The 22,216-nt window shown below is 44.0% G+C and carries 19 protein-coding genes and 2 pseudogenes; 9 read left to right on the plus strand and 12 right to left on the minus strand.

Annotated features, from left to right (window positions below):
* Positions 1-281 (minus strand): annotated as a pseudogene (locus I8752_RS28225) (IS630-like element ISMae26 family transposase); the annotation flags it as partial.
* A gap of 17 nt (positions 282-298) precedes the next feature.
* Between I8752_RS28225 and I8752_RS28230 the strand changes: the two are divergent.
* Positions 299-1,888 carry an IS1634 family transposase gene (locus I8752_RS28230; RefSeq protein ID WP_422615223.1) on the plus strand — a complete coding sequence of 530 codons (1,590 nt, stop codon included), beginning with the start codon at positions 299-301 and terminating at the stop codon, positions 1,886-1,888.
* A gap of 164 nt (positions 1,889-2,052) precedes the next feature.
* On the opposite strand, the gene I8752_RS28235 is transcribed toward I8752_RS28230, so the two are convergent.
* Positions 2,053-2,256 (minus strand): hypothetical protein, encoded by a 204-nt coding sequence (locus I8752_RS28235; protein ID WP_214435538.1) that lies wholly within the window; start codon positions 2,254-2,256, stop codon positions 2,053-2,055.
* A 225-nt stretch (positions 2,257-2,481) separates the two neighbouring features.
* On the opposite strand from I8752_RS28235, the gene tmk reads away from it, so the two are divergent.
* On the plus strand, positions 2,482-3,156 hold the full coding sequence (tmk, locus tag I8752_RS28240) for a dTMP kinase (protein ID WP_214435539.1): 675 nt from the start codon (positions 2,482-2,484) through the stop codon (positions 3,154-3,156).
* A 147-nt stretch (positions 3,157-3,303) separates the two neighbouring features.
* Here tmk and I8752_RS28245 read toward each other — a convergent pair whose 3' ends face one another.
* Together I8752_RS28245 and I8752_RS28250 are read right to left on the minus strand one after the other, a co-directional pair.
* A complete protein-coding gene (locus I8752_RS28245) occupies positions 3,304-3,564 on the minus strand; it encodes a type II toxin-antitoxin system RelE/ParE family toxin (RefSeq protein ID WP_225895967.1) in 261 nt (86 codons plus the stop codon).
* 41 nt (positions 3,565-3,605) lie between these two features.
* Positions 3,606-3,863, minus strand: coding sequence for a type II toxin-antitoxin system ParD family antitoxin (locus I8752_RS28250; RefSeq protein WP_214435540.1), 258 nt, complete (start codon positions 3,861-3,863; stop codon positions 3,606-3,608).
* 241 nt (positions 3,864-4,104) lie between these two features.
* On the opposite strand from I8752_RS28250, the gene holB reads away from it, so the two are divergent.
* Positions 4,105-5,058, plus strand: a complete 954-nt coding sequence (holB, locus tag I8752_RS28255; protein WP_214435541.1) for a DNA polymerase III subunit delta' — start codon at positions 4,105-4,107, stop codon at positions 5,056-5,058.
* Positions 5,059-5,226: 168 nt separating this feature from the next.
* Here holB and I8752_RS28260 read toward each other — a convergent pair whose 3' ends face one another.
* Complete coding sequence (locus tag I8752_RS28260; protein WP_214435542.1) at positions 5,227-5,691, minus strand: DUF3592 domain-containing protein; 465 nt, start codon at positions 5,689-5,691, stop codon at positions 5,227-5,229.
* A gap of 276 nt (positions 5,692-5,967) precedes the next feature.
* Positions 5,968-6,900 (minus strand): AraC family transcriptional regulator, encoded by a 933-nt coding sequence (locus I8752_RS28265; protein ID WP_318780906.1) that lies wholly within the window; start codon positions 6,898-6,900, stop codon positions 5,968-5,970.
* A 378-nt stretch (positions 6,901-7,278) separates the two neighbouring features.
* Between I8752_RS28265 and I8752_RS28270 the strand changes: the two genes are divergently transcribed.
* From I8752_RS28270 to I8752_RS28285, 4 genes and pseudogenes are all read left to right on the plus strand, one after another.
* Complete coding sequence (locus tag I8752_RS28270; RefSeq protein ID WP_214435543.1) at positions 7,279-8,337, plus strand: NAD(P)-dependent alcohol dehydrogenase; 1,059 nt, start codon at positions 7,279-7,281, stop codon at positions 8,335-8,337.
* A 64-nt stretch (positions 8,338-8,401) separates the two neighbouring features.
* Positions 8,402-8,767, plus strand: a pseudogene (locus I8752_RS28275) (aldo/keto reductase); the annotation flags it as partial.
* Positions 8,764-9,543, plus strand: a complete 780-nt coding sequence (locus I8752_RS28280) for a carboxymuconolactone decarboxylase family protein (RefSeq protein ID WP_214435544.1) — start codon at positions 8,764-8,766, stop codon at positions 9,541-9,543. The pseudogene I8752_RS28275 and the gene I8752_RS28280, both read left to right, overlap by 4 nt.
* Positions 9,544-9,616: 73 nt before the next feature.
* Entirely contained in the window at positions 9,617-10,624 is a 1,008-nt protein-coding gene (locus tag I8752_RS28285) for an aldo/keto reductase (RefSeq protein WP_214435545.1), read from the plus strand.
* Between the two features lie 245 nt (positions 10,625-10,869).
* Here I8752_RS28285 and I8752_RS38865 read toward each other — a convergent pair whose 3' ends face one another.
* Positions 10,870-11,712 (minus strand): WGxxGxxG-CTERM domain-containing protein, encoded by an 843-nt coding sequence (locus I8752_RS38865; RefSeq protein WP_404827128.1) that lies wholly within the window; start codon positions 11,710-11,712, stop codon positions 10,870-10,872.
* A gap of 1,012 nt (positions 11,713-12,724) precedes the next feature.
* Here I8752_RS38865 and I8752_RS28295 point away from each other — a divergent pair.
* Entirely contained in the window at positions 12,725-13,900 is a 1,176-nt protein-coding gene (locus I8752_RS28295; protein ID WP_214435559.1) for a tetratricopeptide repeat protein, read from the plus strand.
* Positions 13,901-14,038: 138 nt separating this feature from the next.
* Here I8752_RS28295 and I8752_RS28300 read toward each other — a convergent pair whose 3' ends face one another.
* The 5 genes from I8752_RS28300 to I8752_RS28320 form a co-directional block, all read right to left on the minus strand.
* Positions 14,039-16,366 (minus strand): alkaline phosphatase D family protein, encoded by a 2,328-nt coding sequence (locus I8752_RS28300; RefSeq protein ID WP_214435546.1) that lies wholly within the window; start codon positions 16,364-16,366, stop codon positions 14,039-14,041.
* 182 nt (positions 16,367-16,548) lie between these two features.
* Positions 16,549-17,610: a J domain-containing protein gene (locus I8752_RS28305; RefSeq protein WP_214435547.1), complete on the minus strand. Its 1,062-nt coding sequence runs from the start codon at positions 17,608-17,610 to the stop codon at positions 16,549-16,551.
* Positions 17,611-17,982: 372 nt separating this feature from the next.
* Positions 17,983-19,839: a penicillin-binding protein 2 gene (gene mrdA, locus I8752_RS28310; RefSeq protein WP_214435548.1), complete on the minus strand. Its 1,857-nt coding sequence runs from the start codon at positions 19,837-19,839 to the stop codon at positions 17,983-17,985.
* A gap of 161 nt (positions 19,840-20,000) precedes the next feature.
* Positions 20,001-20,498, minus strand: coding sequence for an ureidoglycolate lyase (locus tag I8752_RS28315; protein WP_214435549.1), 498 nt, complete (start codon positions 20,496-20,498; stop codon positions 20,001-20,003).
* A 35-nt stretch (positions 20,499-20,533) separates the two neighbouring features.
* Positions 20,534-20,974: a DoxX family protein gene (locus tag I8752_RS28320; protein ID WP_214435550.1), complete on the minus strand. Its 441-nt coding sequence runs from the start codon at positions 20,972-20,974 to the stop codon at positions 20,534-20,536.
* Positions 20,975-21,130: 156 nt separating this feature from the next.
* On the opposite strand from I8752_RS28320, the gene I8752_RS28325 reads away from it, so the two are divergent.
* Positions 21,131-22,174 (plus strand): BMP family protein, encoded by a 1,044-nt coding sequence (locus tag I8752_RS28325; protein WP_214435551.1) that lies wholly within the window; start codon positions 21,131-21,133, stop codon positions 22,172-22,174.
* Positions 22,175-22,216: the final 42 nt, after the last annotated feature.

Consider the following 22,216-nt stretch of genomic DNA (forward strand, 5'->3'; position numbering starts at 1 on the left):
CCTGTTTTTAATGCCAATAATTCACATAATTCCGCTATTGTTGCATCCTGATTCTCTGACACCAATTCTCTTAACTCTAATTCCGCATTTGTCAGATGACTAAATCGGGGCTTACCCGGTTTTAATGGTTGTAAATTACCATGACTTTTTTGTTGCTTTACCAGCTTTTGTACTAGACTTTTACTGACTGCAAATCTGAGTGCCACTTGCCGAATTGATATTTTTTCCTCAATATGTGCTGCAACTATTTTTTCTCGGATATCCACTGAATATGCTTTCATGACAGTATTATCTTTTTATTTTATTAGTACTAATTGTACCTCATAACATCGGAAACGGCTGTATAATCACTCAATCAGACCATCGGTTGTGTGCAGTAGAAGCCTGGGTAGAAACACACCGAAAGATATTGGAATTAACAACTGGGTGGTTGATAGGAGAAAAAGATGCCAGTGATGACAGATTAGCAAAGGTCACAGCAGAATTGGGCAAACAATCACTTGCTAGACAGGAAATAGAAATCAAATTAGGAAGACAGATAATTAGAGCCTACGAATTACCGACAAAAATTGCACGCACAGAGACAACAAGTTTCAGTGTAAACCACGAAAATCAAAGGGATACAGAAGAAAATCTACTGCGTCATGGCTACTCCAAAGATAAACGCCCAGACTTACTACAATATCGTCAGTTATTGGCAACACTAGACCCAATGGGAATGCCGCTAGTAAGTGCAACGCTTGAAGGGAATGGTGCTGATGACCCATTATATTTCCCCACATGGGAAAAAATAGTAAAAGTGATTGGACACAAAAACTTTGTCTTCATTGCTGACTGCAAAGCAGGCTCTGTTGCAACCCGTGCCAATATTGCAGCAAATCGAGGATTATACTGTGTCCCCTTACCCATGAGCGGACAAAACCCCCAATTCCTCAAACAATGGGTAAAAGAACCACCAACTGAAACTGTCGATATTCGTTTACCCCAACAAGAAGAAGAAACTGCTGCTGCCAAAGGTTTTGAAGTTGAGTTGGGTAAGTTTTGGCTCAACCCAGAAACGAATAAATGGGTATGCTGGCACGAACGCTATTTGGTCGTACGTTCCCACAAGCTTGCTTTATCTGTGATTGATAGTCAAAACAAACGCATCAATCAAGCTCAACTTGCCTTGGAGAAATTAGCCACTAAACCGGGAACTGAACTAGATGTGCTGAGGTATAAGGTTGAGAATATTCTCAAACGCTATCGTGTCACTGAGTTTTTTTCAACTACGATTACAGAAGAAACTCACACAGAAATTCGTCATCTTGGCCGAGGACGACCTTCAAAAAATTCTCCCCAACAACAGGTTACTTCGATACGGCTTCAACTCCAAATAGCGAAAATTGATAGTTCAATTGTTGAAGCAGAAATTTTGGCTGGTTGGCGATTGTATGTTACCAATGCACCTGTCGAACAGCTAACCCTAACACAATCAGTAATGTATTACCGGGATGAATGGCTCCTCGAACGTGGTTTTCATCGGTTTAAGAGAGGTTCTTTACCGGCCTTACCGATTTACTTCCAGAATCAAAACCGAATCACTGGCTTGATGTTTTTGTTAAATATCGCTTTGCGAGTTTTTACCTTGATGGAGTTTGTTGTCAGGCTTGCACTCCAACAACCTCAAGATTCTTTGCAAGGTCTTTATGATGGCAATCCCAAGCGAAAAACCGATCGACCTTCTGCCGAGCAAATGCTTAAGGCTTTTTGTAACATAACTCTTTACTTCCTCCCTGATTCTACGGTCTTCATTACACCTATCAACCAGCTTCAAAAACAAATTCTTTTTGCTATGAAAATGCCTGAATCCCTTTATGAGCTAGAGCTTAGGCTGTGTAAGACATAATTCCCCCTCACTGGGTCAAAATGAGCGAACGCCCAGAAATTAGCCCCGAAAAAGTTTAAAGCCTCGCCCGCAAGTGGCGCGAAAAATCCTTGTATTGCACAAGATAGGTTGAAACCCCGCCCCTTGTGGACGGCTTAGTTTCCCTACTCCCCAATCCCTACTCCCTACTCCCTTTTATCTCTTAATGATGCTTCCTTTAAATCATTGAAATTTCTCTTAGCTCCATTAGGTATTAAGCGGTTGGGATATTCTAGTTGCTCTACTGATTCAGAATAATAAATAGCAAGTTCATCTTCTGTTTTGCCTTCTTCTATAGCTTTCAGATAATTTTTTGTAATTGTTAAAATGTCTTGTTGTTCAATTGCCATATTGATTCGAGTTATGATTACAAAGTTGTTTTAATCATTGGTAAAGTTAAATGTGTTTGCTATTGCCTATAATGGTGAAAGTGCCAACATCAGGAAAACAGAGATTATTTAATAATGCATAATGATTTCCTGATTTGGTAAAAAATCAATAGGTTTTGGTTAATTTTGTCCTCAGAAGAGGATACAACGCGAGCGAACAAGTCTATTGCAACGAACTAAAAAAGCATGGGTGGCAAACTGATTGTCTTTGAAGGAGTAGAAGGTTGTGGTAAAACTAGCCAAATCCAGCTTTGTTGTCAATGGTTGCAAAGTTTGGGTATCTCGGTAGTTGTCACCCGCGAACCGGGGGGGACAGAGTTAGGTTTGGATCTGCGCCGCTTGTTGCTAGAAAAGTCAGAGGATAAACCTGTGGCTGAGGTGACAGAATTATTGTTGTATGCTGCTGACCGATCGCAACACGTCGAACAAGAACTCAAACCAAATCTAGCAGCAGGAAAATATATATTGTGCGATCGCTACACTGACTCTACCATTGCCTACCAAGGTTACGGGCGGGGTTTGAATATGAGTTTGATCGAGCAGCTTAACTCTATTGCCAGTGGTGGGTTAGAAAGCGACCTCACTATTTGGTTGGATGTCGATGTTGAGGTGGGACTGGCGCGCAAACGCGGGAGCGAAGTCAAATTAGACCGCATCGAACAGGAAACAATTGCCTTTCATCGCCGCGTCCAGCAAGGATATGCAGAATTAGCAGCATCCTATCCATCCAGAATTGTGCGTGTAGACGGCAGCTTGAGTAAAGAGGCTGTACAACAAAATATTCAGGGGATTTTGCGCGTACACCTGAAGGAGCCTGAAATCCTAAGATTGGAGGGCGAACAACCGTTTGCCCCTACATGATAGTTATCGTTTGTTGAGTTGGGATAGTGGGAAAACTAAATACCGTTAAATAACGACTTATACCAATTCTCTAAAATAAGGCAACGCATTCAAACCCTAAAAGCCTTGCCATATCTAACTTTCTTAATTACTAATTGCGAATTGATATTACTCATTGTCTTCTTCAAAAAGGCTTTGAATGTCTCTTGCCCCATGTAGAACACGAATGACTTCAATCCCTTGGTTTATAGGACGGTAGAAAATTAGATAATTCCCTACTGGAAAACTCCGCAGATTTGATGCTAAGAAATCGCGTTTTCTTCCCATACCTGGGTTTGAAGCCAACATTTTGAGTTGACTGTCTATTTTCTGTAGAAGCCGATCTGCTTTTTCAAAGCTGTCCGAGGCAATAAAATTCCAAATATCCAATTAATCAGCTTGTGCTAACGGTTTTTTGAGAATTATCGCCATTATGCAGATTCTCTGTGCTGCCGTTGTTGTTTTGCCAATTCGATAATTTCATCCATGTTTAGAGGTGTAGATTCTCCGCTATCAATCCCCTGCTGTATCTTAAGACGCAACTCGTTAAGGCGTATTGCTTTGAGAGCATCCTGCTCCTTGAGTAGCCGCAGACCTTCACGGATTACTTCACTAGCCGAGGTGTACATACCGCTTTCAACTTTGGATTGTACCCACTTTTCTAGTTCTGGAGTCAAAGAAACGTTCATCTGCTACCTCAAGATAGGCTCATAGCAATAATTCTACCGAGAATAACAAATTTTGTCCAAGTTTGTTATTACTGCAATTTAGCAGAAGAAGTAGACTGGTGATGGTCTTAGAGTGATTTCCTTAAGTTTTATTTACCAACCAGGGAACAACCCAACCCTAAAAACCAATCACTGAAACCACCTTTCGCTTCTGCTCTGGCGTTCGCCCTGCAATCCTGATTAGTCAATCTAAAATTGATTAATGACCTATGAACCGTTTAAATTACTTGTTGGACAACAGCAAGCCATAGAATTACTCACTCAGGCTGTCAGACAAAACCGAATTGCCCCAGCTTATCTATTTGCAGGGCCAGATGGTGTCGGACGGAGTTTAGCAGCAAAGTGCTTTGTAGAGTTGCTATTTTCTAATTTTGCACAGACGCAATTAATTACGTCTTTACAAAACCGTTTGCGTCAAGGCAATCACCCCGATGTTTTGTGGGTGCAGCCGACTTATCAATACCAGGGACAACGGCTGACAGCAGCAGAAGCCGCTGAGAAAAAACTAAAGCGAAAAGCACCGCCTGTCATTCGACTAGAGCAAATTCGAGAAATTACTGAATTTCTTAGCCGTCCCCCTTTAGAAGCGCCGAGGAATGTGGTGGTACTAGAGGAAGCCGAAACAATGGCAGAAGCCGCAGCGAATGCTTTGTTGAAAACCTTGGAAGAACCAGGACAAGCAACGCTGATTTTGATTGCGCCTTCTCCTGAGTCTGTGTTGCCGACTTTGGTATCGCGCTGTCAACGCATTCCCTTTTATCGCTTAGATCCACCGTCTATAACTCAAGTTCTCACGCAAACAGGTCATCAGGAAATTTTGCAGCATCAGGCTGTGTTGAGCATAGCAGCTGGCAGTCCAGGAAGTGCGATCGCAGCTTTCGAGCAATTACAAGCAATTTCTCCTCAGTTACTCCAAAACCTCACAAAAGCACCTGCATCCTACCGCAATGCTTTGGAGTTAGCCAAGCAAATTGATAAGGATTTAGATACAGAAACGCAACTGTGGTTAGTCGATTATCTCCAGCAGTTTTATTGGCAACAGTGGCATCAACCCAATATCATCAACCAGCTAGAACAGGCTCGTAAATCTCTACTTTGTTACGCTCAACCACGCCTAGTTTGGGAATGCACGTTATTGTTTATAGCAAAGTGCTGAGTAAAAACACAGTTGCTGTAAGGCTTTGAGCAATCGCAATTGTCCTAAAGAGTGTGACTACGGCTATAATTTAACAACCCAAATTTGCGGTGTAGATCGAGCAAGGGGAGAAAGAGTTATTTGACAACGCTTTTGATTCCCCAGCTTCCCTAGTTCCCCGCTCCCTACCTATGGTTGCCCACTTGAAGACCAGCGTACTGGCAATACCTTGCCCAGACTAACAATCAAAGCTAATCCACCCATGCCAAACATCCCCCAAGGTGTCAAGCCTTCAAGCGAATTTACTACACGCGCGGTAGTTGCCGGTTGCTTGGGGTCGTAACGTACCATCACTTTGTTGCCGTTGCTGGAGCGGTAGGACTCATAACTACCTGTAAAGCGAGTGCGTTCGCCCTTGGCTAAAAATTCGATAACTGGTGCATAGGTTTCTTTTTGCCGATCGTTCGTACTGTTGCGATCGCGACTACTAATACTGTCTACCACCGTGCCTTGTGTTTCTTTTAGCGTTGCGCGCTCGTGCGCGACTACATTGCGTACCCAAAAACCGCCCCCAACGAACAGCAGTCCAATTACCAGCCCAATAATTGCGCTCAATTTCTCGTCAAAGGTGCTTTGGTGAGGTTGGAAATTCATGGCTTTGACATTGCACAACAATAAAGTTCGATCGCAACATATTCTGATAAAAAACGCAATTGAATTACAGAAAACGCTATAAGGGTAAATTACCATCAATTACATCTAGAACAGCGATGTCTTATCTATATTTTCGATTGGTTAACCCTTAACCGCGATCTGTTTGCAGCTTATAAAGCCAGTTTAGGCTTTATTTGGGCTTAATTTTTGTTTAAGTTCCGCTCTATGGGCGGGGCTTGATACCCAGGTTTTTGATAAAGCCGATCGGTCTATTGTTTACTTAGCAACTTCCCGTAACCGTTCCACATCACGCATCGGTGGTGCGCCAAAGAGTCTTTTATACTCCCGGTTGAAGTGTGAGGCATCATCATAACCCACTCGGTATGCAGCACTTGCTGCGTCCAGAGCTTCACCAAGCATAAGACGGCGGGCTTCCTGAAGCCGCAGCTGCTTCTGAAATTGCAAAGGACTCATGGCGGTAACAGACTTGAAGTGGTGGTGAAAGCCTGATACGCTCATTCCGATTTCTCGTGCAATGTTCTCAATGCGAAGTGGTTGGTCAAAGTTTTTACGCAGCTGCTCGACAGCCTGGGCGATGCGGTGAGAGTAGCCACCCAAGACAGCAATCTGACACAGCCGACCACTTTGCTCCCCCATCAAGAGTCGATAGACAATTTCTCTTGCGATCGCTGGTAGAAAGAATCGAGCTTCGCTAGGGGAATCTAGGAGCCTGACGAGCCGGACTACTGCATCCAACAGGTTTGCGTCCAAGGGACTCACATCAATAGCCCTCACGTCGGCATGGCTTCGCGGTAAGGTATGACCAGCCTCGACCATCACCGAACCGACAAGGGTGGGATTGAGATCGAGGCGAAGGCTAAGGTACGGTTGCTCCTTGGACGCTTGGAGAATTTGACTGACAATCGGCAGTTCGACCGTAGCCAGCAGATAATGCATCGGGTCGTACTGATAGCGATCGTTCCCCAGAAGAACTTCTTTGCTGCCCTGGGCAATTACACAAAAGGCAGGAACAGAGACACCATGAACGCATTCCGAAGGCGAGGAGGAGCGGTTGAAGTGCAATCCAGAAAGCGGCTCAATCGTCCCATCGTGACGGATAGCCTGTACAATACGCTCTTTGAGTTCATCTCTGTTGGCTTGCGCTCTCTCTACCTCGCGCTTTGCCTGCTGGTCGTTCATTAAATCCATAGCGGACTTTTCACTCGTTTTGGCAGATTCATTTCTAAGTTTGCAGGATTGTACAACGATTTTAGACGATCGTTCTATTGCTTGCGTTTGAAGATTCTTAGAATGAAGCTAAAGCAATGAAAAATGATTCCAGCTTCTTGTACGCATTCTGGATTTTTATTTAAGAGAAAACTCAGGCTTGATTGGGCAACAGACTCACCTGCTAGCAACGGAAATGGCATCAAGTGAAGGAATATGCAAAAGGTCAGTGACGAACAATACCAAACATCAAAAATGAAGAGTGCTGAGTTGAAAGTGCGCTCGTACTCTTTTTCTTACTCAGCACTCAGCACTCAGCACTCAGTACTGAGTATGGTAAACAAATAGGAGCATCAATTTATGTACAACACAAAAGCTTATTCCGCTGCCAGTGCCACATCACCACTTACCTCCGACACGATCGCACGTCGCGATCCAACCGAACACGACGTACAGATCGAAATCCTCTTTTGTGGCATCTGCCACTCCGATGTCCATTCCGTGCGTAACGAATGGAGCGGCTTTATGCCTAGTGTCTATCCGATTGTCCCCGGTCATGAGATCGTGGGCCGCGTCACCAAGGTCGGCTCGGCAGTTACCAAGTATAAACCCGGCGACCTCGCGGGGGTCGGTTGTATGGTTGATTCAGACCGTACCTGTCCTAATTGCCAAGCTGGTCTTGAGCAGTTCTGTCCGAACATGACCCTCACCTACAACTTTCCAGACAAGCACCTTGGAGGTGTCACCTATGGGGGTTACTCCGATAGCATTGTTGTTGAAGAACGCTTTGTTCTGCGAGTTCCAGAGAACCTCGATCTCGCTGGGGTCGCGCCGCTCCTCTGTGCTGGGATCACAACATACTCGCCCCTGCGCCACTGGGGTGTCACTGAGGGCAAGAAGGTTGGCGTAGTTGGTCTCGGTGGATTGGGACATATGGGTGTGAAGTTTGCTCATGCGCTTGGTGCTCATGTTGTCGTCTTCACTACCTCACCCGATAAGAAGGAAGACGCGCTCCGCCTCGGTGCTGATGAAGTAGTCGTCTCCCGCAACACTGACGAAATGCAGAAGCACGCTGGCAGCTTCGATTTTATCCTCGACACCGTCTCCGCCAAGCACGACATCAACGCCTATATCGACTTGCTCCGCCTCGATGGCAACATCACCCTGGTCGGCGCACCGGAGAAGCCTCTAGATGTCGCAGCATTCAGTCTCATCATGGCGCGCCGCAGTCTCTCCGGCTCTAGCATCGGTGGTATCCCTGAAACTCAGGAAATGCTCGACTTTTGCGGCAAGCACAACATCACCGCAGATGTAGAAGTGATCCCCATCCAGCAGGTCAACGAAGCCTACGAGCGACTGCTCAAGTCCGATGTGAAGTACCGCTTCTGTATCGATATGGCATCCCTGAAATCTGCATAACTAAGGTGCAAGGGCGGTTGGAAACGAGCAATACGATAAGGACGCAAAATTCGACAAATCCGACTTTCGCAGCATTGTTCCCCGGTTTACGCCGGCGGCGCTTGATGCCAACCAGTTCTTGGTAGATTTGTTGAAAGAGGTGGCGAACCAGAAGCAAGCTACAGCAGCACAAATCGCCCTGTCCTGGATACTGGCACAAAAACTGTGGATTGTACCCATTCCCGGCACGACCAAACTGAGCCGCTTGGAAGAAAACATTGGGGCAGCAAACATCGAACTGACGCAGGACGAGTTGAAGAGCATCGATGAGGCATTAGCGCAAATTCCAGTGGAAGGCGATCGCTATCCAGAAGAATTGGAAAAGCGCACGGGATTTATAGACGGAATCGCTGGACACAGAACTGTGACTCAAAGAAGGAGGTGCGGATGACAAATACACCGCAGAAGGACTCTATAAGGATAAGTGAAGCGGCACGTAAAAACCATGAGGAACTGTTTCCAAACCACAAATCGACCATGAAAGTAACCGACCCGGAACTGATCGAAGTCTTTGACAACTTCGCCTTCAACGAAGTAATTGCTCAGAGCAAGCTGGATACAAAGACAAGAGTCGTGCTGATTCTGGCATCTATCATCGGCAGCCAAGCAGTAAGTGAATACAGGGTTATGGTGGACGCTGCGCTCAATGTCGGAGTAACGCCGATTGAAATCAAAGAGATCCTCTATCAGTCAGTACCTTACGTGGGTATGGCAAAAGCATTTGATTTCGTCCATGCCACGAATGAAGTGATGTCCAACAGGGGCATTCAATTACCTTTAGAAGGGCAATCGACCACCAACCCGGAAACACGCTACGACAAAGGGCTGGCAATACAGAAAGCTATGTTTGGCGAGACGATCGATCAAATGTATGAGCGATCGCCCAAAGACCAGCTACACATTCAAAGGTTTCTGTCTGCCAATTGCTTTGGCGATTATTACACCCGCAATGGGGTAGACATCAAAGTAAGGGAGCTGATTACACTGTCTATCCTCATAGCTTTGGGCGGGGTTGAATCGCAGATCAAGGGGCACATTCAAGGCAACCTGAATGTCGGAAACGGCAAAGACATACTACTGGATCTGATTACACAATTGTTGCCTTGGGTGGGATATCCCCGAACACTGAATGCGTTGAAATGCCTGAATGAAGTGGTGACGGAGTAATGGCGACGATCGCGATTGACTCGTGAAGAATATGTTCTCTAATTCCTTTAATTCAAAGACAGGAGTGCAAAAAATGCAAAAGCGCCAACTTGGAAATAGTAATCTGGAAGTCTCGGCGATCGGGCTTGGTTGTATGGGAATGAGCTTTTCTTATGGCCCGCCCAAAGACACACAGGAGATGACCGCTCTTCTGGAGGCCGCTGTCGATCGCGGCATTACATTCTTTGACACCGCCGAGGTCTATGGCCCGTTTCTCAACGAAGAACTGGTGGGTGAAGCCCTCGCTCCCTTCCGCGACCAAGTGATCGTCGCCACCAAATTCGGGTTCGACATCAATCCGAATTCCGATCCCCGTGGGATGAACGGTTCACCCGGATTAAATAGTCGCCCAGAGCATATTAAGGAAGTCGTGGAGAATTCGCTCAAGCGACTCAAGGTGGAGGCGATCGATTTGCTCTATCAGCACCGGGTTGACCCGAACGTGCCGATCGAAGATGTGGCCGGAGCAGTGAAGGAACTAATTCAAGAGGGTAAAGTGAAGCACTTTGGACTCTCGGAAGCAGGAGTGCAAACAATCCGTCGCGCGCACGCTGTTCAGCCAGTCACTGCTCTCCAGAGCGAATACTCGCTGTGGTGGAGAAAGCCTGAAGCGGAAGTGATACCGACGTTATCGGAACTCGGCATCGGCTTTGTCCCGTACAGTCCACTAGGCAAGGGCTTTCTCACTGGCAAAATTGACGAAAACGCGACCTTCGACAGCTCCGACTTCCGCAGTACCCTGCCTCGCTTCACTAAGGAGGCTCTCAAGGCGAATCAAGCCTTGATTAATCTGCTTGGCAACATCGCCCAACGCAAGCAGGCGATACCTGCTCAGATTGCGATCGCCTGGCTGCTTGCCCAGCAGCCGTGGATTGTTCCGATCCCAGGCACTACGAAGCTGCATCGCTTGGATGAAAACATCGGGGCAGTCTCAGTCGAACTCACGCCCGACGATCTGCATGACATCAATGACGCGGCCTCCAAGATCCCGGTGCAAGGAGCTCGATACCCCGAAAAGCTAGAGCAAATGACCGGTCGCTAAACGTCAAAATTGAGACCTCTTGCAGATGTCGGGAAAAGAGGAAAGTGGGGTCCCCTCTGGGGATAAGGGGCGGGGGAAAGGTTTGGTATTTTCCTTTTCCCCAATAAACATGAGTCCCTTTGACCACAAGAGTGTAAAAAGCACTTTTGCTCATACCCATATAAAAACAAAGCCCTCACTGTCTAGTGAGGGCTGTGTTAGCGATTAAATCAACGTGAGAGGCTAATCAAAAAAACTTCAATATTCTAATATCTAGATTTAGAACCAGTCACTTCATTAGGATCGCGATAAGCTTTGGGTTCTTCGCGCTTACGAACTAGACCTGCTAAACCAAGTAAACCTAGCAAACCTAACCAACCCCAATCAAAACCGCGATCGCTTCTCACCTCACTAGTTCCTCGATAAGAGGGGTCATTTGTAGTTGTGCCTGTACCATTGGTATCAGTGCCTGTAGTGCCAGTACCTGTAGTACTTGTACCCGTAGTATCAGTGCCTGTAGTTCCTGTGCCTGTGGTATCAGTACCTGTAGTTCCTGTGCCTGTGGTATCAGTACCTGTAGTTCCTGTGCCACTGGTTCCAGTACCTGTAGTTCCAGTACCTGTAGTTCCTGTGCCCGTAGTTCCTGTGCCCGTAGTTCCTGTGCCCGTAGTTCCTGTGCCTGTGGTTCCCGTACCTGTAGTTCCTGTGCCACTGGTTCCAGTACCTGTAGTCCCTGTGCCGTAAGTCCCTGTGCCCGTAGTTCCCGTACCATTGGTTCCAGTACCCGTAGTTCCTGTACCAGTGGTTCCTGTACCCGTAGTTCCCGTACCCGTAGTCCCTGTACCAGTGGTTCCAGTACCTGTAGTTCCTGTACCAGTGGTTCCTGTACCCGTAGTTCCTGTGCCACTGGTTCCAGTACCTGTAGTTCCTGTGCTACCAGTGCCAGTGGTTCCAGTACCTGTAGTTCCCGTGCTACTGGTTCCAGTACCTGTACTGCCTGTACCAGAGCCACTACTTTGAGCAGAAACAGGCACAGTTAAAGCCACAGCAGCAAAACTCATGGTAAAAATACTAGCCAAGACAGATTTAGATAAATCAAAACGCTTCATCGTCAAGGTTCCTTATACGTTCCAAATTACTGCGATCGATTTTCAAATTACAGTTAGCTACTTACTCAAACATCAACTAATGAAATAGTTATGAGAAATTTCGCTTTCTTCTTTTACATCATGCTGAACTGTGTTTTAAAATTCACTAATTTTTATTGCCAAATTAGAAATAAATAATGAAAAATACAAACTCGTGTAAATTCACTAAGACCTTTAAATTCTCCTATAATTAAGATAATTGAACCTCTTTCCTAAGGTATAAACTTATTTACAGGTTGTGTTGCCAAAACAGATAATGTCTTGCTAAAAGCAGAAAATAACTGTTTTTGTAGATAAATCAAGACTCACAGGACAGCAAAATTATCTAATATTTAGTTTTCAATAATCTATTATTTTTCAGACAACCTGTACTATCTCTGGATATTAGTCTGTCAGTATCCCTACTACTTTTGGTTAGATCAGCGGATCTATCTTGGGAGACTTGCAAGGATAAACTACAAATTTTTAGAAGACAGCTTAATTTTTCAAGAATAAATAAAAATAGATAATTACTATAAGTCCTAAAAGGATAAAATGCAGACCGAGAGCATTAAATATAAAGAGTTTCTAACTTCTACCCTTTTGGGTGACGCTCCTGTGTCAAAGATCGCTCTGGGCAGTCCTCCAAACACTCAAAGACTCTCTATCGCTGGCGCTAACAACGGGAAGCAGGAAGACTGCGTTGGGAAGACACTACGTTGCACGGGTTCCCAAGGCACTCCGTTCGATTGCCAAATTTACGCACCCACTGATTCATTAATCTAGATTTTTGCAGATAATTAATGAGTGCTGAGTTAGTTATCGTAAAGGCGCGATTAATCGCGTCTGTACAAGAATCAGTTGTCAGTGGTCATTAGTCACAAGGCAGGAGTAATTATTATTTCTTGTCTCCCTTGTCTCCCTCATCTCCCTCATCACCTCTGCTCCTCTGCTCCCCCTGCTCCCTTACTAGCTTATGAGTCTCAGTCTGTGCATGATTGTCAAAAATGAAGAAGCTGCGCTGCCGAAATGCCTGAGCAGTGTCAAAAATGTTGTAGATGAAGCTATTGTGTTGGATACAGGCTCAAGCGATCGCACTCCTCATATTGCCAAACAATTCGGTGCAAAAGTGCATCATTTTCAATGGTGTAATGACTTTAGTGCCGCCCGCAATGCCGCTCTCAAATATGTGACTGGTGACTGGATTCTGGTATTAGATGCCGATGAAACTCTGACACCAAATATCGTGCCGCAGATCGGGGCAGTCATGCAAAGCGAAGAATATCTGCTGATGAATCTGATCCGCCAAGAAGTTGGTGCAGCACAATCTCCTTACTCTTTAGTTTCTAGATTATTTCGCAACCACCCAGATATTCGCTTTGAACGTCCTTATCACGCCTTGGTGGATGACAGTGTTGCCGCCATTTTAACCAAGGAACCCCATTGGCAGATAGGTTATTTACAAGGAGTGGCTATTCTGCATAAAGGATATCAAAAAATTGCGATCGCCCAAAACAACAAATATGCTAAAGCACAAGCGGCAATGGAAGGGTTTTTCGCTACTCATCCTCACGATCCCTATGTTTGCAGTAAATTGGGAGCTTTGTATGTGGAAACTGGCAAAATTACCCAAGGTCTAGAGTTACTGAAACGAGGAGTCGCTGCTTGTGAGGAAAACTACGAAATTTTGTACGAACTGCACTACCATTTAGGCATTGCCCACAGTCATTTGCAAAATCCTCAACAAGCTATTTCTCATTATCAAGCTGCGATTAAATTACCAATTTACCCCATACTCAAATTAGGAGCATACAATAATTTGGGTAACTTACTCAAAGCAACTGGCGATTTAAACGGTGCAAAAACAGCTTACGAAACAGCTTTGAAGATAGACCCCAACTTTGCTGCTGGACATTATAATTTGGGAATGATACAAAAAGCTTTGGGCTTATTTACAGATGCGATCGCTTCTTATCAAAAAGCCATCCGTTTAAATCCCAGCTATGCCGAAGCGTATCAAAATTTAGGAGTAGTACAGCTAAAAGTTGGCAATGTCCAGGCAAGTTTAACAGCTTTTGGCAATGCGATCGTTCTTCACGAACAGCAAAACCCCCAAGAAGCAAAAAGATTGCGTCAAGGTTTGCGAGAAATGGGGTTAGTTAAGTTTTGAGTGCATTGCTAGTGCTGAGTGCTGAGTTAGTTGTCAGTTGTCAGGAGCCAGGAGGCAGAAGGCAGAAGTCGGAGGTCGAAGTTATTCTCCCTCATCCCCCTCATCTCCCCTAGCTCCCTCATCCCCCCATTCCCATCCTCACGATTTGAAAAGAGAATGATTTGGCACAAGCTCGCTTTCATAGCGGCTGTAAACAATTTGGGTAGGATACCAGGAAGAAAACCAGTACAAATCTTGAATAACTTTGTAAGAGTTACTGGGTGTCAACTCAAAATGAACAAAGGCTAAATTATTGAATCCAACTACTTCTCGTCCATCTTGAAACCAGGGAGATTTCCAAAACATTAGACGCTGTAACCATCGCCATTTGTCGTTTTTTGCTTTTTGTTTTGCAGTTATAAGCCACGGCACATTAGCTCCAAAATAAGAAACATAAGTCTTTTGTCGCGGAATCCACTCCAGCGCACAATTCCAATCGGGTTCCCTTGGTGGCTGGCTATGTAATGTGACAAGGTGTTTGGCGCTAACGTCGTGCGAATGTCTGGCTGTTTTTTCTACCATGTCGGGTGGATGCGACCATCCAATCCAATACCGTATTTTTTCTGGTAAAAGCCACTCTTTTAGTCTTGTATGCAGGATGCGAGTAATTGTCTCTTCATTCTTCAAAGCACTAGCGGTTAACTGCACTAATACAGATTTCGCTGCAAAATCTGAAGAGGTATCTGCATAAGACAAGCGGATAACAGAACTGTAGTGAATATCTCCAGACAAAACAATCACTTGTTGGCGTTGCTCAAACAAAGTAATAATAAATCGCGCCAATGCCTCAGAGTGAATATTCCAAGCATCTCCAACATCTGTAGCAAATACTTTGTCGCGTCGCAACTCCCAATGGTGAATCCAATCAATTACTTTTAAACCAAATAAATTTGTCGGTGCAATCAAAAATGTGACTGGAATCTCAGAAGTTTGTTGTAGAGGTAAAGATAGTTGGTGTTGGAAAGCTTGCGGACATAACAGCATTGGTGGTGCTGTAGTTTTTTTATCGGCAGGATAGCCTCGCCATGTGCGCGTATCTAAAACAATCACTTCATGACAAGAACTGCGTATTGTATAGTACCAAGTTAGTGCCTCTGGGTGGCGCTTGAGTACAAATACGGAGCCATCTTCAATAAACTCAGGTAAGTTGGTGTGTGGGTTAATGGCTGGCATTCCCACATAACGAGCGATCGCATTATCAGCTGCGCTGTCTGTTCCCTGAGAAGCAGACCAATCCTGAGCTGCCGCCAATAGTTTTTCACCAGATTCACCTTTGGCAAATTTCTCAGGTGTATTGCCCCATCCTTGAAAAACTGCATAAGCTAACAAAGCGTTTTGCACAGTGCGTTGCCCTAAAGGCTGCCCTAGCACTCGCAAACACCAAGCTTGATTGAGGTTCCAATCATCGCTAACATCATGGTCGTCAAAGATACTGTACATGGGAATGTTGGCGATCGCTCGTCGCACTTTCCAAAGGGTGTGGATGAATTGCTGCATTTCCCGAACTTGCCGATCCCACCGCTGACTCGCTTTGCGAGTACCCATTCTTTCTTTTCCTTTAGGGAAAGTAACTGGCCAGCAAACTGGCGACCAAACTAATAAGTAAGATGCGTAATACTCGCCCAAACTCAGCAGGTGACTAGTAACCTTATCAACTTTATTGTGTAATCCAGCGGTGAAGCCAGCCTGATGAGTTGCCACATTAGCCCGTTGGCCGGGAGGCAACTGCTTAGGCGTATAATAAGCAACATCTGTAGGCTGCTTTTGAGTAACTGGCAGCCTCTCTTCCCAGCCTAGTAGTGCGTCACCAAGGATGGTGGATATCCACAATAGCGGTTCGGCAACGTCATCGCCATAAATTTGGTCGCCTGTGAGGAACAGTTGATGGGGACGTTTTCGCGGCTGGTTTGCAGTTGACTCAATTAGGCAATCTAGAACGGGCAGTGCATCAAACCCATGCCCGTGCGGTTTGCGACAGGAACCATGAACAATTCGTAAATCTTCAACACAACTCGGTGGCAGGACAAATGTTGGTTTTTGATGGGCAAAATAGCTGATGTCAACGGTAGGAAAGCGGTTTGATTGCAAGGCTTGCTGCAAAGTTTGCTCAGAATTGTCATTAGTGAATTGTAGGTCGTAGGCATAGATGCGATCGCTTTCTAAAAAATTTCTACCTATAGACTGAGTTGTTACTGCCACAACATGTAGCCATTTTCCCAAGGCAACAGTAGAGCGTCTTCCCTCTAAAAGAGAATTTCCTAACACAGTACCGTCATTTGTCGTGTCGTAAACCTTGAGTTCTACCTGACAAGGCATTTTCAGTGCCACCCACACCGTAACCGATTCGGGATCTATATGTTGTAAGATTGGCCCCGCCAAAAGTAGCGGCATGTCCTGTAAAAACTCGTCCCCAGATTGATAGTTCATTGCAAACCGCACAAGCTGTTTAATAAATAGCAGGCTTACCAAAAATCCCTACCCGCTCATTTTTACCAACGGCAGGGTGTAATGGATATATAGATGGCAGCCATATTCAATTTTCCTATTTTATAGAACTATCAATCAGCGTCTTGTAATACCATCTGATTTTTACAGGTGCGATCGCTCTTTTAAAATCTCACAATCGCACCCAATTCTTCAAACATCTGTTCGAGTAGGTCTTCCATAATTTCCCGATTCAAGGAGCGTAATACTTCTGGGCCGCGGAGAAATTCTTTGATAGTTATTTTTTGTTCTCGAAAGTCACGGACAAAATCGCGGATAGAAGAAATAACTTGAATTTGAGCTTCAACTTGTTTTAACATCTGCTCCATTGGGTCTATCCCTTCTTTAGCAGCTTTTCTACAATCAGAAACCATCTCGCCTTCTGGAGTATTTTTTACTAAACGTAGTTCCCTTTTCAGTGTTTCGTATTGATTTTTCAAGAATTCATTTTCTTGTTCTAAACGATTACATTGTCGGGTTAAATCATCTTCATTATTAAGATTGATATTTTCTCCGACCTGATGTTGTCGTTCAATTTCCAATAGTCGAGCAAAATCTCCTTCCTGGTAAGCTTTGTTAATTTCCTTCATGATTTCTGTATGGCGCATTTGCGTTTCGCCATCTGTTACTTTATCTGGATGGAAGATTTCAGCTAATCTTAAAAATGTCTGACGAATTTTTCTAGAAGAATCATTTTTGTTGACGACGGGCGATTCTATTTCTTGTTGTGCTTCCCGCTCCTGATAGTCTTTTCCAGTTTCTTCTTCAGAGAAATCATTCTCTTTTTCCTCGGTTTCAAATAGTTCGTCTAATTCTGCATCTGCATCTTCTTTTTCAAGTTTTGGACTGATAATACCCGCTAACTGGAGGCTATGGTAAATTCCTTCAACATCTTTTTGGGTTTGTTTGCCAAACTTTCTCGTACTAAATATTTCATCGAACAGTGTATGAATTTCCCGGTCAATATCTACAATTTTTTGAAAGCTGGGATTGCATTGATGAAATATATCTGTAGCTAAAGAACGCATTTGCTCGACAAAATTCTTCAATTCTGTCCGTTTTCTTTTGATCTGTTTCAGCAGCCATTGATGTTCTTTCTCTAAAACTTCTAAACGGATATGAAAAGAAGAAAGAGCCAGTGACTTGGCTGGTTTGGATTGGGATGTAGACGATCCAGATCGAGGCATAGAATAATTAGATTGGATTTAGCTTAAAAGGTATAAGACAAATTTGCTTGCATCTTTTTGTTTGATATTTATAGATATCATTTTATTTTGATAGATTTAAGCAATTGGTATTGTCAGGTTAAGCGATGCTTTCACACTAATTGATCGGAGCGTATTACAATACACCTCTACTTGATACAAATACTTTCTTATACATTACCTTGTTTTTTTAACAATACTACTTATCTAAATTTATTGTCACACCAAAACCTCACATGTAATTGCGCGATACAGTTACTTACAGTCAATACAGCGAGCGATAATAGCAAATGGTCGTCGCTTTTACAAAAGTTATTCTCCCTACTCCTGTTGCCCCTCTGTCCCTCTGTTTTTTCAATTACTTACTGGTTTTTGATATTTGCCGGGAGACTTGCGTTGAAAGTAATCTTCCATAATTTTTAAAATCATTGGGGCAGCAATGCTACCACCACCGCCACCGGAATGTTCGGCAAATGCTACTACTAATAGTTCTGGTTTATCGGCGGGGGCATAAGCACCAAACCAAGCGTGATTTTGTTTGACACGACCCTTCCATGCCTCAGCTGTACCACTTTTACCAGCTACCGGGGGAATCGTTGGCTGATTTAAGGCTTTACCAGTACCTTCAGCTACTACCTTTCGCAGTCCCTCGCGGAGAATTTTTACGGTTGTCGGTTTCATATTCAAGGATTCTCGCCAACTTGCTGAAAAAGTTTGCTGTTGGGAATGCCGCGACTTTTCGTTTCTTACTTGTTCCTTATCTTTAAGCAGATGTGGTTGGACTCGGTAGCCTCCATTAGCTGGCACAGCAAACATCATCGCCACTTGTAAAGGTGTTGTTTGTAAAGCACCTTGACCAATTGACATATTAACGCTATCGCCTACAGTCCAAGGCATTTTCCAAACTTTTTGTTTCCATGTCTCATCTGGCACTAAACCTTTTGCTTCTTCTGAGGCGAACTCAAAGCCGGTTTTTTTGCCAAATCCATACTTACGAGTCCATTCAATCAAAGTAGGGCCGCCAACTTTTCTACCAACTTGATAAAAGAAGGTATCACTACTCCACTGTAATGCTCCCACAAAACCCAACGGGCCGAATCCGGCATGGTTCCACTCACCAAATTGAGTGCCGCCAATATTTAAAGAACCATAAGTTTGTAGCACTGTACTAGGAGAAAATTTACCTGATTCCAACCCAGCAGTTGCAGTGACAATTTTGAAGGTACTAGCGGGTGGAAAGGCACTAAGGGCGCGATTAACTAAGGGATGATCTTGACCTTGGACGGTTTGCCAATCTTTTTGAGAGAGTTTTTGCTTAGAGAAGATATTGGGATTGAAGGTGGGGTGAGACACCATTGCTAAAACAGCGCCGTTGTTGGGATCGAGTGCAACGATCGCACCATCGCGATCGCCTAAAGCTTTTGCCGCTGCTTGCTGTATACTCAAATCGATAGTTAAGTGTAAATCTTTACCAGATTTTGCTTGTTTCTCTCCCAAAACTCGTAACGGTCGTCCAGCCCCATCTACTTCTACTCGTTGACCGCCCCATTCACCCCGTAGCATTCTCTCATAAGCCTTTTCGACTCCCATCTGACCAATAACATCGCCCAGTTGGTAGCCTTCTTGCTGCTTTTGTTTTAATTGTTCTGGGGTCAATTCTCGCGTATATCCCAGCACATGCGCCAGTTCTTTTCCGTGAGGATAATAGCGAACAGCGTCCGTATGTATTTCCACTCCTGGAAGTTCGTTTTCATACTCTTTTAAAGCCGTGATTTGTGCTTCGTTTAAATTACGAGCAATCCGAATGAGCGAAGAAGAGTTAGCACCTGCCTCCTGTAATTGTTTTTCTATCTCTTGTTGGGGAATTTCTAGAATTTTCTCTAGGCGCTGACCGATAAACGACCACGACACTTTTTCATGTGCCATCGGCCACAGATATACAGAACGAGAATAGCGCGTACTAGCTAAAACTTTGCCATTACGGTCAAAAATATTACCCCGTTCTGGTTGTTTGGCAATCATGCGAATTCGGTTGGCCTCTGCCCTCAGCCGAAGTTTTGGCCCTTCAACGATTTGTAAGTATACCAAACGAACACTTATGCCTGTTGTCATTAATAAGGTAAATACGATAAAAAACACTGACTGAGAACTCTTTCCGACTGTGCGAGTGTTTTTTTTAACGCTAAGTGGGGGTGGTTGCAATAAGGTCATAAGACGACAGTGTATACATTTGTGCTAAGTACAATATCGAATATTAGTGAAAAAGCGATCGCTTGTAAAAGTATCTTTTGTCAGCACCAGAGAAAGGGAAAAGAGAAACTTTTTGATTTACCCCAGAGAAGACATAACTTTACCCTACTTTTGCAATCAGTCTAATCAACCATTTCAAACTCCAACTGATGACTCTTAAGAAAGTCATGAGTAAAATGATCCACCTCATTTGTATCGGCAAGTTCTAAATTATAAAAATCTACAACTTCATGTTCAAAATACGGCCCTGCGTGCCAAGTTCCTGCATTTAATTTGATAAAACAATTCCCTGGAATGCGGAAAGCTGCGATTTCTCCTAGCGCTGGTTCATTGACATGATTTTCAGGAGGACAAACCGCAATTAACCAGTCCTTCCCTTCTAAAGAACCTAAACATTGAGTACATTGCACGTGACGAGTAATTTGATGGAATTTCCGCCCTCGCTTTTGCAATCGCATAATATAAAATCGCGGAGTGCCATTTTCTAGATTTAATTGAGCATCTTCTGCATCAAAAGCTTTACCGTCTTGACTAGCAAAAATCACCTGTCCGTAACGCCGAAAATTTTCTGGTGTCACCCATTGGGCTTGTAATTGTTGTACCGTCTGTGATGTATTCATAAAATCTCGATTGTATGTCAGGAAAAGCGCACCCATTACCAATAAGAATTCAGTTCTTTCGGAATGAGTGACTTAGGAATGATAGAAGCTTGTTTTTCTCTATCTGAAGGTTTTGTGTACCACCAAGCCCAAGCCAGTAAAACTGCTTGCAAGGGCAATCTGATGACGTGAACCCAAGGTGAATTTGGTATATGGTCAATTTTAATTAGATTTGCCGCCATATAGATATTAGCTGGGTAAACGGCAATAAAAAGAGCAAACAACCCCCAAGCTGCTGCTTGACTGACAGGCGGGACTAATAAGCCGATACCACCCAAGATTTCATAAAAGCCGCTGAGATAAACTAACCCTAAAGGATAGGGAAGTTGTGGTGGCACAATTCTGACATATTGTTCTGGTACAACAAAGTGTGTCACTCCCACGACGATGATTGATATAGCAAGGATGACACGTAAGAGTTCTTTCTGCTGATTCATTGATTTAGCCTCTTGCACCTACTAAAACAGTGTTATCGAATGGTATCAGCCTGTCTTCAGTCAACGGTAAGAAAAATCGGCAAACCTCTTCCAAAATAGCACTTAGGACTTTAGAGTATTTAGTAACTAAAATGACCATTAATCTGAAATTTCTGTATGACGAAAAATTTTAGTCGCCGTCAATTTTTGTTATATGGTTCGGCTACTTTCGCTACTAGCCTACTGCTGAAAGCTTGCAGCAACCAAACCCAGACATCAACATCTGCTGACGGCGAAGGGTTTAAAATAGCGATCGCCCTTCCTGGAGTCATCACCGATAAAGCTTGGAATCAATCTGGTTACGAAGGTCTGAACTTGGCAAAACAAAAGCTGGGTGCAGAAATTGCCTATGTAGAACAAGTCGCCCAAGCAGATCAAACCGAAGCGCTAACAGATTTTGCCCGCAGAGGCTACAATGTGGTAATTGCCCACGGCGGACAATTTGATGCAGCTGTACAACAAGTCGCCTCACAATTTCCCAAGACATTTTTTATCGCTGTTAACGGTTCTATCAAAGGTGAAAATATCGCTGCTTTGCGAATAGATCACTTACAAGGTAGCTATTTATGTGGAATCATCGGTGCTTCGATGACTAAAGCTAATAAATTAGCTTATCTTGCTGGACAAGAATTTGCCGCTACACAAGAAGAATTGCGGGGATTTGAATTAGGGGCAAAATCGGTGAAGCCCAATATTCAGATTGTCTCTACTTTTACGGGTGATTGGAATGATGTTGCTAAGGGTAAAGAAGCAACACTAGCATTAATTTCATCTGGAGTAGATGTGATTTATCAGTGGCTAGATAATGCTTCAGCCGCAGTCCTGCAAACTGCCAGCGACAAAGGTATTTATGCTTTTGGTAATACGAAAGACCAATTAGATGTTGCTCCCAAAGCAGTGTTAACAAGTGCCGTGAAGCGGATAGATTTAGCAATAGTATACCTGGCAGAATTAGCAAAACAAAAACAATTAAAAGGTCAAATATATAGTATAGGTTTAGAAAGACCAGATATATTATCTTTAGGAAAGTTTGGCACAATAGTACCAGAACCTATCAAGCAAAAGGCACTGACAACAAAGCAGGAAATTGTCGATAAAAAAATTACTTTTGAAAACTGTAAAGATGGTGGAAAAGATACGCGCTGTATGAAAAAAGCTTAGATGCAATGCTTCTAACTAAGTGGACATAATTAAATGTAAAAT

Source organism: Dendronalium phyllosphericum CENA369, assembly GCF_016056275.1.
Classification (GTDB): domain Bacteria; phylum Cyanobacteriota; class Cyanobacteriia; order Cyanobacteriales; family Nostocaceae; genus Dendronalium; species Dendronalium phyllosphericum.

Bases quoted from the DNA above. Each gene is read 5' to 3' on its own strand.
- I8752_RS28235 (WP_214435538.1), bottom strand. From the start codon at position 2,256: ATGGCAATTGAACAACAAGACATTTTAACAATTACAAAAAATTATCTG.
- tmk (WP_214435539.1), top strand. From the start codon at position 2,482: ATGGGTGGCAAACTGATTGTCTTTGAAGGAGTAGAAGGTTGTGGTAAA.
- I8752_RS28250 (WP_214435540.1), bottom strand. From the start codon at position 3,863: ATGAACGTTTCTTTGACTCCAGAACTAGAAAAGTGGGTACAATCCAAA.
- holB (WP_214435541.1), top strand. From the start codon at position 4,105: ATGACCTATGAACCGTTTAAATTACTTGTTGGACAACAGCAAGCCATA.
- I8752_RS28260 (WP_214435542.1), bottom strand. From the start codon at position 5,691: ATGAATTTCCAACCTCACCAAAGCACCTTTGACGAGAAATTGAGCGCA.
- I8752_RS28265 (WP_318780906.1), bottom strand. From the start codon at position 6,900: ATGGATTTAATGAACGACCAGCAGGCAAAGCGCGAGGTAGAGAGAGCG.
- I8752_RS28270 (WP_214435543.1), top strand. From the start codon at position 7,279: ATGTACAACACAAAAGCTTATTCCGCTGCCAGTGCCACATCACCACTT.
- I8752_RS28280 (WP_214435544.1), top strand. From the start codon at position 8,764: ATGACAAATACACCGCAGAAGGACTCTATAAGGATAAGTGAAGCGGCA.
- I8752_RS28285 (WP_214435545.1), top strand. From the start codon at position 9,617: ATGCAAAAGCGCCAACTTGGAAATAGTAATCTGGAAGTCTCGGCGATC.
- I8752_RS38865 (WP_404827128.1), bottom strand. From the start codon at position 11,712: ATGAAGCGTTTTGATTTATCTAAATCTGTCTTGGCTAGTATTTTTACC.
- I8752_RS28295 (WP_214435559.1), top strand. From the start codon at position 12,725: ATGATTGTCAAAAATGAAGAAGCTGCGCTGCCGAAATGCCTGAGCAGT.
- I8752_RS28300 (WP_214435546.1), bottom strand. From the start codon at position 16,366: ATGAACTATCAATCTGGGGACGAGTTTTTACAGGACATGCCGCTACTT.
- I8752_RS28305 (WP_214435547.1), bottom strand. From the start codon at position 17,610: ATGCCTCGATCTGGATCGTCTACATCCCAATCCAAACCAGCCAAGTCA.
- mrdA (WP_214435548.1), bottom strand. From the start codon at position 19,839: ATGACCTTATTGCAACCACCCCCACTTAGCGTTAAAAAAAACACTCGC.
- I8752_RS28315 (WP_214435549.1), bottom strand. From the start codon at position 20,498: ATGAATACATCACAGACGGTACAACAATTACAAGCCCAATGGGTGACA.
- I8752_RS28320 (WP_214435550.1), bottom strand. From the start codon at position 20,974: ATGAATCAGCAGAAAGAACTCTTACGTGTCATCCTTGCTATATCAATC.
- I8752_RS28325 (WP_214435551.1), top strand. From the start codon at position 21,131: ATGACGAAAAATTTTAGTCGCCGTCAATTTTTGTTATATGGTTCGGCT.